Origin of the sequence: Archangium sp., from assembly GCF_045802675.1 — a bacterium.
Classification (GTDB): Bacteria; Myxococcota; Myxococcia; order Myxococcales; family Myxococcaceae; genus Archangium.
This window is the reverse complement of sequence record NZ_JBJMQO010000093.1, coordinates 1-14,256: the sequence shown is the minus strand read 5'-3', so window position 1 is coordinate 14,256 and position 14,256 is coordinate 1. Positions and strand designations below refer to the sequence as shown.

General features: G+C 70.2%; 15 protein-coding genes and 1 tRNA gene. 7 read left to right on the top strand and 9 right to left on the bottom strand.

Annotation, left to right across the window (positions count from 1 at the left end; translation table 11 throughout):
• The first annotated feature begins 113 nt into the window (after positions 1–113).
• Positions 114–1,169: a tRNA dihydrouridine(20/20a) synthase DusA gene (gene dusA / locus ACJ8AN_RS26595; protein WP_407758277.1), complete on the top strand. Its 1,056-nt coding sequence runs from the start codon at positions 114–116 to the stop codon at positions 1,167–1,169.
• Positions 1,170–1,184: 15 nt separating this feature from the next.
• Here the strand turns inward: dusA and ACJ8AN_RS26590 are convergent, their stop codons facing one another.
• Positions 1,185–2,174 carry an NAD(P)H-quinone oxidoreductase gene (locus ACJ8AN_RS26590; protein WP_407758276.1) on the bottom strand — a complete coding sequence of 330 codons (990 nt, stop codon included), beginning with the start codon at positions 2,172–2,174 and terminating at the stop codon, positions 1,185–1,187.
• 89 nt (positions 2,175–2,263) lie between these two features.
• Here ACJ8AN_RS26590 and ACJ8AN_RS26585 point away from each other — a divergent pair, with 89 nt between their 5' ends.
• A complete protein-coding gene (locus tag ACJ8AN_RS26585; RefSeq protein ID WP_407758275.1) occupies positions 2,264–3,124 on the top strand; it encodes a hypothetical protein in 861 nt (286 codons plus the stop codon).
• A 26-nt stretch (positions 3,125–3,150) separates the two neighbouring features.
• On the opposite strand, the gene ACJ8AN_RS26580 is transcribed toward ACJ8AN_RS26585, so the two are convergent.
• A complete protein-coding gene (locus tag ACJ8AN_RS26580; RefSeq protein WP_407758274.1) occupies positions 3,151–3,315 on the bottom strand; it encodes a hypothetical protein in 165 nt (54 codons plus the stop codon).
• 159 nt (positions 3,316–3,474) lie between these two features.
• Positions 3,475–4,434 (bottom strand): magnesium transporter, encoded by a 960-nt coding sequence (locus ACJ8AN_RS26575; protein WP_407758273.1) that lies wholly within the window; start codon positions 4,432–4,434, stop codon positions 3,475–3,477.
• An 81-nt stretch (positions 4,435–4,515) separates the two neighbouring features.
• On the opposite strand from ACJ8AN_RS26575, the gene ACJ8AN_RS26570 reads away from it, so the two are divergent.
• From ACJ8AN_RS26570 to ACJ8AN_RS26560, 3 genes are read left to right on the top strand one after another with little or no spacing between them, the layout of a single operon-like run.
• Entirely contained in the window at positions 4,516–4,728 is a 213-nt protein-coding gene (locus ACJ8AN_RS26570; RefSeq protein WP_407758272.1) for a DNA gyrase inhibitor YacG, read from the top strand.
• On the top strand, positions 4,725–5,459 hold the full coding sequence (locus ACJ8AN_RS26565; RefSeq protein ID WP_407758271.1) for a tyrosine-protein phosphatase: 735 nt from the start codon (positions 4,725–4,727) through the stop codon (positions 5,457–5,459). The genes ACJ8AN_RS26570 and ACJ8AN_RS26565 overlap by 4 nt, the downstream gene beginning before the upstream one ends.
• Positions 5,460–5,477: 18 nt before the next feature.
• On the top strand, positions 5,478–6,506 hold the full coding sequence (locus ACJ8AN_RS26560; protein ID WP_407758270.1) for a lysylphosphatidylglycerol synthase transmembrane domain-containing protein: 1,029 nt from the start codon (positions 5,478–5,480) through the stop codon (positions 6,504–6,506).
• Between the two features lie 15 nt (positions 6,507–6,521).
• Here the strand turns inward: ACJ8AN_RS26560 and ACJ8AN_RS26555 are convergent, their stop codons facing one another.
• The 4 genes from ACJ8AN_RS26555 to ACJ8AN_RS26540 form a co-directional block, all read right to left on the bottom strand.
• On the bottom strand, positions 6,522–6,671 hold the full coding sequence (locus ACJ8AN_RS26555; RefSeq protein WP_407758269.1) for a hypothetical protein: 150 nt from the start codon (positions 6,669–6,671) through the stop codon (positions 6,522–6,524).
• A gap of 8 nt (positions 6,672–6,679) precedes the next feature.
• Positions 6,680–6,919: a ribbon-helix-helix domain-containing protein gene (locus ACJ8AN_RS26550; RefSeq protein ID WP_407758268.1), complete on the bottom strand. Its 240-nt coding sequence runs from the start codon at positions 6,917–6,919 to the stop codon at positions 6,680–6,682.
• A 75-nt stretch (positions 6,920–6,994) separates the two neighbouring features.
• A complete protein-coding gene (locus tag ACJ8AN_RS26545) occupies positions 6,995–9,784 on the bottom strand; it encodes a PAS domain-containing protein (RefSeq protein ID WP_407758267.1) in 2,790 nt (929 codons plus the stop codon).
• Positions 9,785–9,979: 195 nt separating this feature from the next.
• Positions 9,980–10,053, bottom strand: a tRNA-Ile gene (locus ACJ8AN_RS26540).
• Positions 10,054–10,527: 474 nt separating this feature from the next.
• On the opposite strand from ACJ8AN_RS26540, the gene ACJ8AN_RS26535 reads away from it, so the two are divergent.
• Positions 10,528–11,844, top strand: a complete 1,317-nt coding sequence (locus tag ACJ8AN_RS26535) for a hypothetical protein (protein WP_407758266.1) — start codon at positions 10,528–10,530, stop codon at positions 11,842–11,844.
• The gene (locus tag ACJ8AN_RS26530) at positions 11,844–12,068 is read left to right on the top strand and encodes a DUF2283 domain-containing protein (RefSeq protein WP_407758265.1); all 225 of its coding nucleotides are present in this window, start codon (positions 11,844–11,846) and stop codon (positions 12,066–12,068) included. Before ACJ8AN_RS26535 ends, ACJ8AN_RS26530 begins: the two co-directional genes overlap by 1 nt.
• 187 nt (positions 12,069–12,255) lie before the next feature.
• On the opposite strand, the gene cysQ is transcribed toward ACJ8AN_RS26530, so the two are convergent.
• Together cysQ and ACJ8AN_RS26520 are read right to left on the bottom strand one after the other, a co-directional pair.
• Entirely contained in the window at positions 12,256–13,053 is a 798-nt protein-coding gene (cysQ, locus tag ACJ8AN_RS26525) for a 3'(2'),5'-bisphosphate nucleotidase CysQ (RefSeq protein ID WP_407758264.1), read from the bottom strand.
• Between the two features lie 13 nt (positions 13,054–13,066).
• A partial coding sequence (locus ACJ8AN_RS26520; protein WP_407758263.1) for an alpha/beta fold hydrolase occupies positions 13,067–14,256 on the bottom strand: 1,190 nt, incomplete at its 5' end.

The following is a 14,256-nucleotide window of genomic DNA, read 5'->3' as shown; positions in this document are numbered from 1 at the left end:
GGCTCTCTGGATGGGGGTGGAGCCCCCAGGCGTTCCACCGGGGATGCCCTGGGGGAGGGACGGCCCCGTGCGTCCTTGCACGGACGCCCGATCCCCGGCATGGATTGCCTCAGATGATTGCCCGCCTGCCTACCGCCACCGCGCCCGCCGTGCCGAGCCACCGCCTCTCCGTCGCGCCCATGATGGACTGGACGGACCGGCACGACCGCTACTTCCTGCGCCTCATCTCCAAGCGCACGCGGCTGTACACGGAGATGGTGACCATTGGCGCCATCCTGCACGGGGACAAGGCACGGCACCTGGACTTCTCCAAGGAGGAGCACCCGCTCGCGCTGCAGCTCGGGGGGAGCGATCCGGAGCAGCTCGCCGAGTGCGCCCGCATCGCGGAGCAGTGGGGCTACGACGAGGTGAACCTGAACGTCGGCTGTCCCTCGGACCGGGTGCAGAACGGCATGTTCGGCGCGTGCCTGATGGCGAAGCCGGACCTGGTGGCCCGCTGTGTCGAGGCGATGCGCGGCGCCACCCGCCTGCCCGTCACGGTGAAGCACCGCATTGGCATTGACGACCTGGACTCGTACGAGCTGCTGACGCACTTCGTGCGGACGATCCACGGGGCGGGCTGTGACACGTTCATCGTGCACGCGCGCAAGGCGTTCCTGCAGGGGCTGAGCCCGAAGGAGAACCGCGAGATTCCGCCGCTGCGTTACGAGGTGGTGCGGCAGCTGAAGACGGACTTCCCGCACCTGACCCTTGTCCTCAACGGGGGAGTGAAGTCGCTGGCGGAGACGCGGGCGCACCTGGAGTGGGCCGACGGCGTGATGATTGGCCGCGAGGCGTACCAGAACCCGTACATGCTGGCGCTGGCGGACCAGCAGGTGTTCGGCGAGGAGGGCCCGGCGCCCACGCGGCGCCAGGTGGTGGAGGGGCTGATGCCGTACGTGGAGGAGCTGCTCGCGCGAGACGGGCACCTCTCGCGCGTGACGCGGCACATCCTGGGGCTCTTCGCGGGGCTGCCGGGCGCGCGAGGGTGGAGGCGGGTGTTGAGCGAGCGGGCCTGCCGGGCCGGAGCGGGGATGGAGGTGCTCCGGGATGCGCTCGCGCAGGTGCCGGATCGCGTGCTGGACGAGCCGGCGGCGCCTCCGTCCGCGCCCGAAGCCATCGCGGTGTAGGGCCGCGCCGGGGGCTCACTCCCAACGGAGGACGAGCTTGCCCACGGTCTCGTTGCGAGCCAGCCGCGCGAGCGCCTCGCGGGCCTCGCGCATGGGGTAGACGGCATCGACGATGGGCGTGAGCGTTCCGGAGCGCAGCAGGGGCAGGAGGCTTCGCTCCGCGGCCTGGGTGAGGGCCATCTTCTCCTCGGGAGGGCGGCTGCGGAGCACGGTGCCGGTGATGCGCAGGCGCCGGGTGAGGATGACGTCCAGCTCCGCGGAGGCCGTCCGGCCGGCCACGAGCCCCACGAGCAGCACGCGACCCTGAGGCGCCATGGCCCGGAGCGTCTCGGGCAGGTAGTCCCCGCCGACGAGATCCAACGCGAGCTCCACGCCACGTCCCCCGGTGGCCTCGCGGACGGCCTCCACGAAGCGCGGGGGCGAGGAGTCACACAGCACCGTCTTCTCCACGCCCCAGGCCGAGGCGCGCGAGAGCTTCTCCGTGTTGCGCCCCGTGCCGATGACCCGGGCGCCCATGGCGTGGCACAGCTGTGTGGCGGCGGAGCCCACCCCGCTGGCCACGGCGTGGATGAGCACGGACTCGCCCATGCGCAGCCCGCCTTGGAGCACGAGTGCGTCGAAGGCGGTGAGATACGCCTCGGGAATGGCGGCGGCCTGGGTGGGCTCGAGGTTCTCCGGCAGAGGGAGGGCCTCGCGCTCATGGGTGATGAGCTGTTCGGCGAAGGCTCCTCCGCCCACGAGCCCCATCACCCGGTCGCCGACCTTGAAGCGGCGCACGAGCGGGCCGATGGCCAGCACCTCGCCGGCGTACTCGAGGCCGGGGACATCGGCGGGGACACCCACGGGAGCGGGGTAGCCGCCGCGCAGCTGGAGGAGGTCGGCGCGGTTGAGGGCGGTGGCGAGCACGCGCACGAGCAGGTCCGACGGGCCGGGAATGGGAGCGGGCCGTTCCTCGAAGTCGAGCACCTCGGGGCCGCCAGGGCGGGTGATGCGGAGGACCTGCATGGGAGGGCACCTCGGGGGGCTGTTGAACCGGGGCAGTCAAGCACGGATGCTCCCAGCCCCATACCCGCCACAACACCGAGGTGTTCAACATGTCCGCGTGGAAATCCGCCGTCGCCCTCCTGGCCGTCTCCCTTTGTTGGGGACTCGGGTGCGCCCCGCCTCCTCGAGTCTGCCGCGAGGGTCAGGTGGCGGCCCCTGTCGCCGCCCAGCGCGACCCGGTGGCCGGTCAGCACCTCCATGGGCATGCCCACAATGACTACGAGCACGAGCACCCGCTCTTCGATGCGCTCGGCCACCGCTTCTACAGCGTCGAGGCGGACATCTACCTGAACGGGGGGAGGCTCGAGGTCGCGCACCTCAATCTCCCGTGGGAGTCCAAGCGGCCGCTCGAGGAGCTCTACCTGAAGCCGCTCCAGGAGCGGGTGGACACCATGGGCTCGGTGCAGGGAGATGGCGTGCCCTTCACCCTGTGGATCGACCTCAAGGAGGGAGGACGCGAGCTGGTCGACACCCTTCACGCCGTGCTCGAGAAGTACCCGATGCTCACGCGCATCGACGGGAACGAGGTGATTCCGGGCCCGGTCACGGTGGTGCTGACGGGGGATGACAAGGGCAAGCGGGACTTCGTCGCGCGGTTCCCCCAGCGCCGGGCGATGCGGGACAGCAACGACTACTCCCCGGAGGATCCGGCGGCGGACAGCGCGTGGGGCTACTACGCCCTCGCGTGGGGTGACTACCTGGACAGCTCGAGCACCGGGAAGCTCGACGAGGAGCAGCGCGCGCGCCTGGCCTGCATCATCGAGAACGCGCACGCCCAGGGGCGCAAGGTGCGTTTCTTCGGTGTTCCGAACCACCCGGACGCCTGGCGGGAGCAGCTCGCGGCCGGGGTGGACTTCCTGAGCACGGACGATCTCTCCGGTCAGGATGCGTTCCTGGAGAGCGCACCCTAGGGCCGCTCAGGGTCCGGAGGAACCGCTCAGGTGTCTGCCTTGGGTCCCTGGGCGTCCCCGGCCTCCCGCGTCTTCTCCGCTGGCTTCTCCTTGAGCGTCCCCAGGCTCGTGCTCCACCACTCCGGGCACAACACGAGGAAGAGGCCGCCAAACAGCACCATGCCCACCAACGAGATCAGAATCACTTCCATGGGTTTCTCTCAGTCCTTCTCGACATCCCGCTGGCGGCGGCCTGCCAGCCGAGGAGAAGCGCGAGCGTGAAGATGCGAAGGGCCAGCGACACGGTGCCCTCCCTATACGTGGGCCGGGTACGGGTCGCAACCGTGTGTGCTCGCCGCTCCCCAGGGTGCTCAGGTGACGAGGTGGGTGACGAGGGTGAAGTAGGTGAAGAGGGTGACGTTGTCGGAGATGGCGAGCACCAGCGGCGCCGACGCCATGTGCGGGTCCACGCGGAAGCGGTGGAACAGGAAGGGCAGCACGGCGCCGAGGCTCGCGGCGAGCGAGGTGGACAGGGTGATGGCGATGAAGAGGACGAAGGGGAAGGCGAGGTTGTGGGCGTAGAGGCTGCCCAGCAGCGCCACCACCACCGCGGCCATCATCCCGGCGATGCTCGTGCCCAACACCTCGCGGCGCACCTGGGGCGCGTCCACGCGCTGCTCGGCGAGCATGGACGCGGACACGGCGGTGGTCTGCACCCCGAGGCTCTCGGAGAGCACCAGCACCATGGGGATGAAGGCGGCCACCACGACGAGCCGCTCCACCGTCTGCTCGAAGAGGCGCGACACGGTGGCCGCGAGGAAGCCTCCGCCGATGTTGACGAGCAGCCAGGGGAAGCGCCGCAGCGCCATGTGCAGCGGGCGCGTCTCCTTCATCTCGTTCCCGGGCAGGCCCACGAAGCGGAACACCTCGTCGCGCACGCGGCCCTCCACCTCGTCGAAGAGCGTGTCCGAGAAGGTGTCCACGAAGTTGCCCACCTCCACCACGCCGACAATGCGGCCGTCGGCGTCCACCACGGGGAAGGCGAGGAAGCGGTAGGTGACGAAGAAGTCCTCCACCAGCGAGTCCGGCGCGTCCGCGGGCAGCTTCACCACCCGGGTGAACATCAGCGAGGAGATGCGCTCCTCGGGGGCGGTGCGGATGAGCTTGCGGATGGGCACCACGCCCACCAGGCGGCCCTCCGGGTCGCACGCGTAGCAGTAGAAGACCTCATTGCTGCCAGGGGCGGAGCGGATCTTCTCCAGGGCCTGGGCGACGGTGTCCTCGGCGCCCACGGCGACGAAATCGCGCGAGAGCCGGTCACTGCGCAGCAACGAATGTTCATCGTCCGGAGGGGCCACGTGGGGACTGTAAACGCGCTGGCCCGAGCCGGGCGCAAGGCTTATGAGTACGGCGTGTCCACGACTGTCCGAGAGTGTTCCATCTGCCGCAAGCCGGTCGCCCCGCGTGCCGAGAACCCGGCGTTTCCGTTCTGCTCCAAGCGCTGCCGCATGGTGGACCTGGGGCGCTGGTTGGGAGAGGAGTACCGGATGCCCGACAGGCAGTCCGACGAGCAGGAGGACGAGCTGCCGGCGGACCAGCACCCCGAGCGCGGCGGCGACGCGTGAGCGGCCTGTGCGACCTGCACTGCCACCTGGTGCCCGGGGTGGATGACGGGGCGCGCACGCTGGAGGACGCGCTGGAGATGGCGCGGGCGCTGGTGGACCTGGGCTTCACCACGGTGGCGCCGAGTCCCCATGCGCGGCCCGAGTACCCCTCGCACTCGCGCGAGACGGTGGAGGCCGCACTGGCGCGGCTGCGCGAGGCCCTGCACACCGAGGGCGTGGCGCTGGCCCTGGGGACGAACGCGGAGAACTACCTCGACGAGGCCTTCGTGCGCGGGCTCGGCACCCCCGAGGCGCGGCTGTTGGGCGCGGGGAAGTACGTCCTCGTGGAGCTGCCCCACACCTCGCCGGTGCCGGTGCTTCCGGAGCTCCTCTTCCGCATCCGCCTCAAGGGGGTGACGCCGGTACTGGCGCACCCGGAGCGCTGCTTGGAGTTCGAACGTCCGGGCCGGGCCGCCGAGGCGGTGCGCGCCGGGGCCCTCCTGCAGCTGGACGTGGGGGCGCTGACGGGGCGCTACGGCGGGACGGCGAAGAAGCTGGCGAGGGCCTTCCTGGATGAGGGGTTGTACGCCCTCGGAGCCACGGACCTGCACGGGCCCGTGGGGGCGCGCGAGTGGGTGGGCAAGGCGCTGGCGGAGCTGCGGGGCAGGGTCGGTGAGCGGGCCTTCATCCGGCTGATGGCGGGCTCGCCCGCCCGCTTGCTGGCCGGGGAACCCCTGGAGTCCGGGGGTTAGGGAGGGTATACGGGCCCGGTGAATCGCGCCGTCAAGCTCATTGCCAGTCTGCTCGTCACCCTCGTCTTCTCCTGGTGGGCCTTCCGCAACGCGGACTGGGCCTCCCAGGTGGCCAGCCTGAAGTCGGCCAACTACCTGTGGGTGGTGCCGTACTTCGTCGTGCTGACGCTCATCCACGTGGCGCGCACGCTGCGTTGGGGCTGCCTGTTGTCGGGCATGGAGCGCGTGCCGTTCCGCAAGCTGAACGAGGCCTCGGGCATCGGCTTCATGATGCTGCTGGTGCTGCCCTTCCGGCTCGGCGAGTTCGCCCGGCCCTTCCTCATCGCCCAGCGCAGCTCCATCCGCCGCAGCGCGGCGATGACCTCGGTGGTGCTCGAGCGCATTACCGACGGCATGTTGGTGGCGGTGCTGATGCGCGTGCTGCTCTTCTTCGCCCCCTCCGAGGTGCCCGAGCTGCGCTACGTGACGCTGGGCGCCAACCTCATGTTCGCCGTGTTCGCCAGCGGCCTGACCTTCCTGCTCTTCGCGCTGTGGCACCAGGCGCGCGCGGTGCACCTGGTGCGCATCACGGTGGGCCGGGTGGCGCCGGGCGTGGCGGACAAGATGGCGGACGTGGTGGACACCTTCGTGGGCGCCATGCGGCAGCTGCCGGATCGCCGCCAGCTGGTGGGCTTCTTCCTCTACACGGTGGTGTACTGGGGGCTCAACGGCGCGGGCATGGCGCTGCTCTCGCGCGCGTTCGGCCTGAACATGACGCTCTTCCAGGCCTACGTGGTGATGTCGACGCTGGTGGTGGGCGTGATGATTCCCGCGGCCCCGGGCATGCTGGGCACCTTCCAGGCGGCGGTGAAGGTGGGGCTGTCGCTCTTCGTCCCGGCCAGCGTCGCCAACGGCAGCGGGCTGGCGTACGCGAACGTGCTGTGGCTGTGCCAGACGGTGCAGCAGATCGGCTTCGGCGTGGTGCTGATGTCCCTGGGCCACCTGTCCTTCAAGGACATCGCCGGCAAGCTGGGCAAGGAGCAGCAGGCGTCGCTGCCCTCGGCTTGAGGCGCACAGCTCCGGCTACAGCTCTTCGTTGAGCCAGCGGATGATGGTCTCGCGGATGGAGGGCGGACGCTCGGCCACACCGCGCGTGCCGAAGCTCCGGCCCCCGTCCATCAGCGGAGGCGCCTTCTCGCGCGCCAGCGCCGGATTGCGTCCCTGGGCGGGCATGGCCGTCCTCACTGGCCGTCCCCGTTGGCCGGGCGGACGTACTTGGCGAGCAGGTCCTCCACCGCTTCGCGCAGGTACTCGCTCTGGTGGATGCGGGTGCGGCGGGCGAGCTCGCGCAGCTTGTGGACCTGTTCGATCGGAACGAGCACGTGGGTGGAGACCACGGACTCGGAGGCGTCGGGGCCGTTCGAATCAGCCGAGGCCGGGGTGACCTCGGAGCTCATCGGGCTGGCGCTGGCATCCTGCATCGGAACTACCTCCTCGGGGCTGCTACAGGCCACTACTGGCCTGTGGAGGCATTAGGGGGGCAGGCGAGCGGGCCGTCAAAAAAACCGCACCGTGAAGGTGGTGCCCTCGGCCTCGGTGGAGCTCACGGAGATGGAGCCGCCGTGGGCCAGGACGATCTGCTCCACGATGTAGAGGCCCAGGCCCAGGCCCTGGCGCGAGCTGTCCTCGGCGCGGCGGAAGGGATCGAAGATGTGGGGCAGCAGCTCCTCGGGGATGGGCGGGCCCTGGTTCTTCACCGACAGGACGAGCTGCGTGCCCTCCCGGTCCAGGCGCACCTCCACCGGGGCGTGCGGGTCCCCGTGTTTCAGCGCATTGCCCACCAGGTTGGAGACGACCTGGGCGAGCCGGTCGAAATCCCACTGCCCGGTGTACGGGCCCCGCCCCGAGGAGAACACGACGCGGCCCGGGTGCGTCACCTCGAACTCCTCGAGCGTGGCGCGCACCAGCTCCGCCAGCTCGCCGGGCCGCCGCTGCACGGGGATGCCACCGCCCATGCGCGCGCGGGTGAAGTCGAGCAGGTCGGTGATCATCCGCGCCATGCGCTCGGCGCTCCGGGCGATGCGCCGCACTCCGCCGAGCAGGGACTCGGGGACGTCGTCGCGGCGCAGGAGCAGCTCGGTGGCGAGCGAGATGCTCTGCAGCGGGCTGCGCAGGTCGTGGCTGACGATGCCCACCAGCCGCTCGCGGAACTGCTCGGCGAGCTTGTGCTCGGTGATGTCGCGGAAGAAGACGGCCAGCCCTCCCTCGGTGGTGGGGAAGGCGCTCACGCCCGCCCAGAGCTCCAGCGGGGCGAAGTACGCCTCGAACTGCACCGGCACCTTCTGCTCCACCACGCGGTGGTACTCGCGCCAGTACGGGGAGTCGGGCGTGGCGGTGGTGGGAAACACCTCCCAGAAGACGCGGCCGAGCGTGTCCTCGCGCCGCGTGCGCGACAGGCGCTCCTGGTTCTCGTTGACGAGGACGAAGCGGAAGTCCTTGTCGAGCAGGAAGAAAGCCTCGCCGTGCTCGAGCACCTCCAGCGTGCGCTGCTGCTCACGCACCGCCTTCTCGGCCAGCTCGCGCAGGCGCGTCTGCTCGAGCAACAGCCGCTCCCGCTCGGCCTCGCGGCATTTGCGCTCGCTGATGTCCCGGAAGTAGACGGCGATGCCTTCCTCGGTGGGGTAGGCGTGGATGTCGAACCAGCGCTCGCTCCTGGGATCGTAGTCCTCGAAGGAGAGGGGGATGCGCTCGGTGGCCACGCGCCGGAACTCGCGCTCCAGCCGGGTGCCCACGGTGGCGGGAAACAACTCCCACTGACCGCGGCCCAGCAGCGCCTCGCGTGGCTGCCCCAGGATGCGCTCGGCCTCGCGGTTGACGTAGGTGAAGCGCCAGTCCCGGTCGAAGGCCTCGAAGGCCTCGGAGATGTTCTCCAGGATGGCGGTGGCGCGGTTCTTCTCGCGCTCGGTGGCGGCGCGCTCGCGCACCCGCTCGGTGATGTCGAGCACCGAGCCGATGAGGCGCAGCGCCCGGCCCTTCGCATCGAAGAACGCGCGGCCCGTGGCGGCCACCCACGCCTCGCTCCCATCCCGCGCCCTGAGCACGCGGTACTCATCCCGGAAGGTGCCGCTGCCGGAGGGCTCCAGGGCCCGCCGCACCAGCCCGCGCACGCGCTCGCGATCCCCGGGGTGCACCAGGGTGAGGAAGGTGGCGTAGTCCACGGGCGCCTCCGGGGGCAAGCCGAAGAGGGCCTTGCAGCGCTCGTCCCAGTGCAGCGCGCCCGTCGTGGGCTCCATGTCCCACGAGCCCAGGCCGGTGGCCTCGACGGCCAGCAGCAGGCGCTCCTCGCTCAGCCGGGCCGCGACGCCAGGAGACAGGGGGCGGAGCGCCTCGGACGCGAGCAGGCGGGCGTCGCGGGCCTGCTGGAGCAGGTGGACGCGGTCGATGAGGCCGGCGAGGTGCTCCACCAGGGTTGCGAGGAGGCGGCGCGCGCGGGGCTCGAAGGGGCGGGCGTCGGTGGTGCCGAGGTACACCACGCCGAGCAACTGGCCTCGCGTCCACAGGCGCAGCCCGAGCAGCGAGTGGACGCCGCTGGAGCGCACGCCCTCGCCGAGCGCCAGGGGGGTGGTGGTGGCCTCCGGGAGGTGGAGGACCTCGGTGGAGGAGGCCACCTCGGCCACGAAGGAGGGCGGGAGCAGGGGGACGGGAGCGCGGTCGGGCGGGGTGGCCCAGAGGCCGCAGGAGGCGGTGGGGCGGAGCCACTGGCCCTCGGGCTCCACGAGCAGCACGGTGGCGGCGTCGGTGCGGAGGGCCTCCTGGAGGACGGCGAGCAGGGCCCCGAGCCGCTCGTCGAGGAGGACGGGGGGCTCGGTGGGCTGGAGGAGGTCGGCGGCGAGCGCGTCCATGCGGCGCAGGGCATGTTTCTCGCGCTGGCGGTCCTCGAGGGAGTAGCCGGTGAAGACGGAGACGGCGTGCTCCATGGCGGCCTGGAGCTCGTCGAAGAGGCGCTGGATGTCCTCGGGGGTGGGCTGCTCGGCGGGGGGGAGGGACTCCCAGAGGCGCGAGAGGAGCCGGCCGAGGAGGACGAACTCGGCCGTCACGTCCTCCAGGGTGTAGCCCAGGCGCAGGCGCAGGCCGATATGGGTTTCCTCCAGACGGCGCTTGAGATGGCCGGGGTCGCCGGGCTGGCCGCGGGAGAGGGCGAGCAGGGCGTCGAGGAACTCGGGGAAGTTGTCGAGGACGTCCTGGGGACGCACGTCCCGGGCGGAGGGAAGCCGGCGGACCTCCTCGAGGTAGCGCTGGAGGAGTGCCTCACGGTGCTGCGCGATGAGCTCGGCAATCGACGGCATGGGCGAGGAGAGACCTCACGCAAACAGCAGAGTTCACCGCGCCCGGATGCTTTGGGGCCGGAACCTTCCAGCCGGGTCACGCGCCGGACAGAAACATGGGGAGCTCCTCCTCGCGAGGCCCCCTCAACAGCCCCTCCCGCCACTCCCAGGCAAAAGAAAACCCCGGAATCACTCGTGAAAGTGACTCCGGGGCCTTGGCCAGGGTCGGACTTGAACCGACTACCTGCGGATTATGAGACCGCCGCTCTAACCAGGTGAGCTACCTGGCCAAAAAGTGCGACCTCTCATAGCGGGACCCGCGCCCCACTGCAAGAGGATAGGTGAGCCGAGGCGAGAGCCCCGCTCTCCAGAGGGCAGCCAGTCGGCCCTGTCCTCGGGCTCGAAGCCGGCCTCCCGCGCTCCTCGGGAGTGGAACACCCGCCCGCTCCGTCTCAGTCCCGGAAGATTCCGGCCGGTGGGCATAAGCCGGCCTTCTGTCGGCGTCACGGTGATTCCGAGCGCTACTTCCAGGCGGCCACGTGGTGCAGGAGCGAGTCCTCCCCGTGCCGCTGGGCCGCCTTCTTCAAGACCTGCGGGCGGGACGTGCTGCTGCTCCATGCCAGGTGCAGGATGCACGGGTGCTTTTGATGCTCCCCACGGATGACGCCGCCGAGAACGGCGAGGATCGGACGCTGTCGGATCAATAGGGTGGCCAGTCTGAATGGCTACCCGTCAGGGAGTGGCCATCATCAGGGGGAATTCCCATGAAGCTGTGTTGGACGGCGGCGCTGCTGGTGCTCCTCACTGGGTGTGCTACCGCTTCTCGGGTCGTGCGCCTGGACACGGGCCGGGCTGACACTCTCGTTTTCACCCCACGCTCCGGTGCCGAGCCGGTGAACTTGAAGGGCGACGAGTTCAGGAAGGCCGTGGCGAAGCGTGCCTGGGAGGTTCGGCCCTCCACTCGGCCCCAGGAAGCCGCCCGGAAGTTGTTCGAGGTCGAGGCGCGGAGTGGCTCGTACACGTACGAGGCACGTAACCGCCTCGTCACTCCGCTCGGGCCGGACGAACACCTGGAGGGGGCACCGCCGGTGGCGGAGGTGGAGTTGACTCGCGCCTACCTTCGCTGGTGCGAGCGCACCGGCAGGCCCGGAGACTGTCTGCGCCTGCTGACGGAGAGCCCCATCGTCAACGGGGATGGCCGTTTCGCTCTGGCCCTGGCCCTCGCCAAGGGCGCGGTGCTCGACGAGATGCTGGAGGCGTTCAAAGACATGGCCGATCCACACGCCATGGTGGCGGCGGTTCTCTGGACCTGGACGACGTACATGGTCCTCATCTCGATTCCCGACGTAACGGTCTCGAAGGGCCTCGCGGCGGTGATGACCGCCACACTCATCTCCTACGTGGGCGTCGACACCTTCTGGGGCCTCGTCGTGGGCTTCAAGCGATTGATGGACGAGGCGGCTCGGGCCGTCACGTTCAACGAGCTGCGCGAGGCCGGGGAGCGGTACGGCAAGGTCATGGGCCGCAACGCGGCGCGTGCGTTCGCCATGCTGGCCACGGTGGCTCTTGGCAACACGGCGCCGGGGTTGGCGGCGAAGGTGTCGACGCTGCCCGGCGCGATGCAGGCGGCGGCGCAGGCGGAGACGCAGGTGGGCCTCCGCCTCGCGGCAGTGGGGGAGGTAGAGACGGTTGCCGTGAGTGTCGATGCCGTTACCATCACCCTCGCCCCCCATGCGGTTGCGATGTCGGTCGCAGATGACCGAGGCAACGGGCATGTCACGGGCGAGCTGACAGGAGGCGCGTCGGATATCCACGTTGACAAGGTGGTCAACAGCAACATGCCGCACGCGGCGGAACGTGCGGTTGAACGGGCTGGTTTCTCGAGCGTGCAGGATGCTCGCGCAGCCTTGCAGGAGTTCGGCCGGCAGATCGAGAAGTCGGGACTTCCGCCCGGAACCATTCGGGACACGGCCCACGCGGACCGCGTCATCGTTCCTGGCTTTGGCCGAGGTGGTGCGGTCGTTTATCAGCTCAGGGATGGTGTATTGAAGCTGAAGACCGTTTTGCAGTGGAGGCCGTAATGGGGCAGACGGATTCCAAGAAGAAGCTCGGGCGCTTCGAGCTGCGAGTCTCCGAAGACGATCAGGACGTGGCCTATTTGCGCCTCCCGACTCACCCCGGTGAGACCTGCAAGATGTCGAAGTCGATCAGGCTGGCCGAACTCATGGGCTCCTACACGGGCCCCGATGTGGTGCTCGACTTCGACCAGGATGGAGTCCTGGTCGGAATCGAGCTCCTGGCGTGATGCCCTGCCGATGATGACGCGCATGGCCCCGCTTTGAGCTGAGCACCCGGTGGTGGGCTCTACTGGCCGGGGGAATGAATCTCCCCAGCCCTACTTCAGCACCGGGTGCTCACCGGCCCCGGCCGGAGGGCTGGTGCCGTCGCCTCGGGAGCTTGGGCACCCGGGCCTGCCTGGAACGCGCCGGGGCCTAACCCAGTAGCGCGCGCCAGTCCTGGCGGGGGTCGCCGAAGGCGAGGAAGGACGGGTTGGTGAGCTCCGCCTTGTTGTAGGTGAGCCGCCGGCCCTCGGTGTCCGTCACTCCGCCACCGGCGGCCTCCAGGACGCACTGGGCCGCGCCGGTGTCCCACTCGCACGTGGGCGCGAGCCGCGGGTAGAAGTCCGCCTTGCCCTCGGCCACGAGGCAGAACTTGAGCGAGCTGCCCATGTTGGCGGTGCTCGCCGTGGTGAGCCGCTTCAGCAGCGCCTCCACCTGGGGGCCCGCGTGGTCCTTGCTCGCCACGATGACGAGCCGCTCCAGGGTCGCCGGCCGCGTGCGGATGGCCACCGGCGCCCCGTCCGCCCGGGCCACGAAGGCACCCGCCCCCTTGCGGCCCCAGTACGTGACGCCCGACACGGGCACGTGCACCACGCCCAGCACGGGCTCACCGCCGGAGACGAGCGCGATGTTCACGGTGAACTCGCCCGTGCCCTTGATGAACTCCTTGGTGCCGTCGAGCGGATCCACCAGCCAGAAGGTGTCCCACTTGCGCCGCTCGGCCACTTCCGTTGCGCTGGACTCCTCGGAGAGCACCGGGACGCCGGGCGTCAGCTTGCGCAGGGACTCGAGGATGAGGGTGTGCGCGGCCTTGTCCGCCGCCGTCAGCGGCGAGTCATCGCCCTTGCGCTCGACGGAGACGGGGCCTCCGTAGAACTGGAGCGTGGCACGCCCCGCCTCGCGAGCCACGTCGCATACCGCTGACACCAGCGCTTCGTCCATCTTGATCATGACGATTCCTCTCTCAGGCGGCTTCCCGCTCGGCCAACGCGCTCAGCAGGTGGGTGAGGCGCTCGGCCAGGGCGGCGGCGTGGGGGTGGGTCAGCAGGGTGTGATGCGTGCCAGGGACTTCCTGGACCTCGAGCGCACCCGTGAGCCACGCACTCCATCCGAGCCGGCCGTCCCTCGCGACTCCCTCGGGTTGTGTGCTCGCCTTGAATAGCACGGTGCGCCCCGCGAACGGGCGGGGGGTGTAGTGGCTCAGCGCTCGCACGTGGCGCAGGTACGCCTCGTAGAGGCGCCATGCCTCCTCCAGCTCGATGCCAGGCCCTCCCTCGGCGGCGGCCTCCGCCTGCTCCAGCACGTAGGCCAGCCGCTCCCGTCCACCTGGTTGCGTCATGCGCTCGGGATCCAGCGGCAGCTTCCACCACGACAGCCCCAGGCCCTGACAGAAGGCTCCCAGGAGCGTCAGCTCGTCGGGCTCGGCCCGCGTTTCTGGCGCATGCGTGTCGATCAGCGTCAGCAGGTCCACCGTCTCACCCGCGGCCTGGAACTGCTGCGCCATCTCGAGCGCCACCACTCCTCCGAACGACCAGCCACCCAGGGTGTAGGGGCCTTGGGGCTGGACCTCGCGAATGCTCGCGACGTAGTGGCGCGCCATCTCCTCGACGGAGGCGGGCAGGGGCTCGGCGCCATCGAGCGCGGGGTCCTTCAGCGCGTAGAGGGGCCGGGCCGTCTCGAGGTGGCTGGCCAGGGTCATGAACTTCATGACGTCACCGCCCGCGCCGTGGACGAGGAACAGGGGCCGCTGGCCGGGCTCTCCGGCCCGCAGCTTCACCCGCCCGCGTGCGCTCTGCGAGGTGTCCTGCCCCAGGCCCAGCGCTTCGGCGAGGCGCTCGACGGTCGGGTTCTGGAAGAGCGAGAGCACGCCCAGGTTCCGGCCCAGCGCCGCCTGGTTCAGACGCGAGATCAGCCGCGTGGCGAGCAGCGAGTGGCCGCCCAGCTCGAAGAAGTGGTCGCGGATGCCGACGCGAGGCACGGCGAGCACCTCGGCCCAGATGGTGGCGAGTTGCTCCTCGGTGGGCGTGCGCGGGGCGATGTAGCCGGTGCCGGAGTCAGCGGGAGCCTCCGGAGCGGGCAGGGCCTTGCGGTTGACCTTGCCGTTGGGAGTGAGCGGCAGTTGCTCGAGCAGTACGAAGGCGGAGGGCACCATGT

Bases quoted from the DNA above. Each gene is read 5' to 3' on its own strand.
- ACJ8AN_RS26555 (WP_407758269.1), bottom strand. From the start codon at position 6,671: ATGCCCGCCCAGGGACGCAATCCGGCGCTGGCGCGCGAGAAGGCGCCT.
- ACJ8AN_RS26535 (WP_407758266.1), top strand. From the start codon at position 10,528: ATGAAGCTGTGTTGGACGGCGGCGCTGCTGGTGCTCCTCACTGGGTGT.
- dusA (WP_407758277.1), top strand. From the start codon at position 114: ATGATTGCCCGCCTGCCTACCGCCACCGCGCCCGCCGTGCCGAGCCAC.
- ACJ8AN_RS26585 (WP_407758275.1), top strand. From the start codon at position 2,264: ATGTCCGCGTGGAAATCCGCCGTCGCCCTCCTGGCCGTCTCCCTTTGT.
- cysQ (WP_407758264.1), bottom strand. From the start codon at position 13,053: ATGATCAAGATGGACGAAGCGCTGGTGTCAGCGGTATGCGACGTGGCT.
- ACJ8AN_RS26590 (WP_407758276.1), bottom strand. From the start codon at position 2,174: ATGCAGGTCCTCCGCATCACCCGCCCTGGCGGCCCCGAGGTGCTCGAC.
- ACJ8AN_RS26545 (WP_407758267.1), bottom strand. From the start codon at position 9,784: ATGCCGTCGATTGCCGAGCTCATCGCGCAGCACCGTGAGGCACTCCTC.
- ACJ8AN_RS26530 (WP_407758265.1), top strand. From the start codon at position 11,844: ATGGGGCAGACGGATTCCAAGAAGAAGCTCGGGCGCTTCGAGCTGCGA.
- ACJ8AN_RS26580 (WP_407758274.1), bottom strand. From the start codon at position 3,315: ATGGAAGTGATTCTGATCTCGTTGGTGGGCATGGTGCTGTTTGGCGGC.
- ACJ8AN_RS26550 (WP_407758268.1), bottom strand. From the start codon at position 6,919: ATGCAGGATGCCAGCGCCAGCCCGATGAGCTCCGAGGTCACCCCGGCC.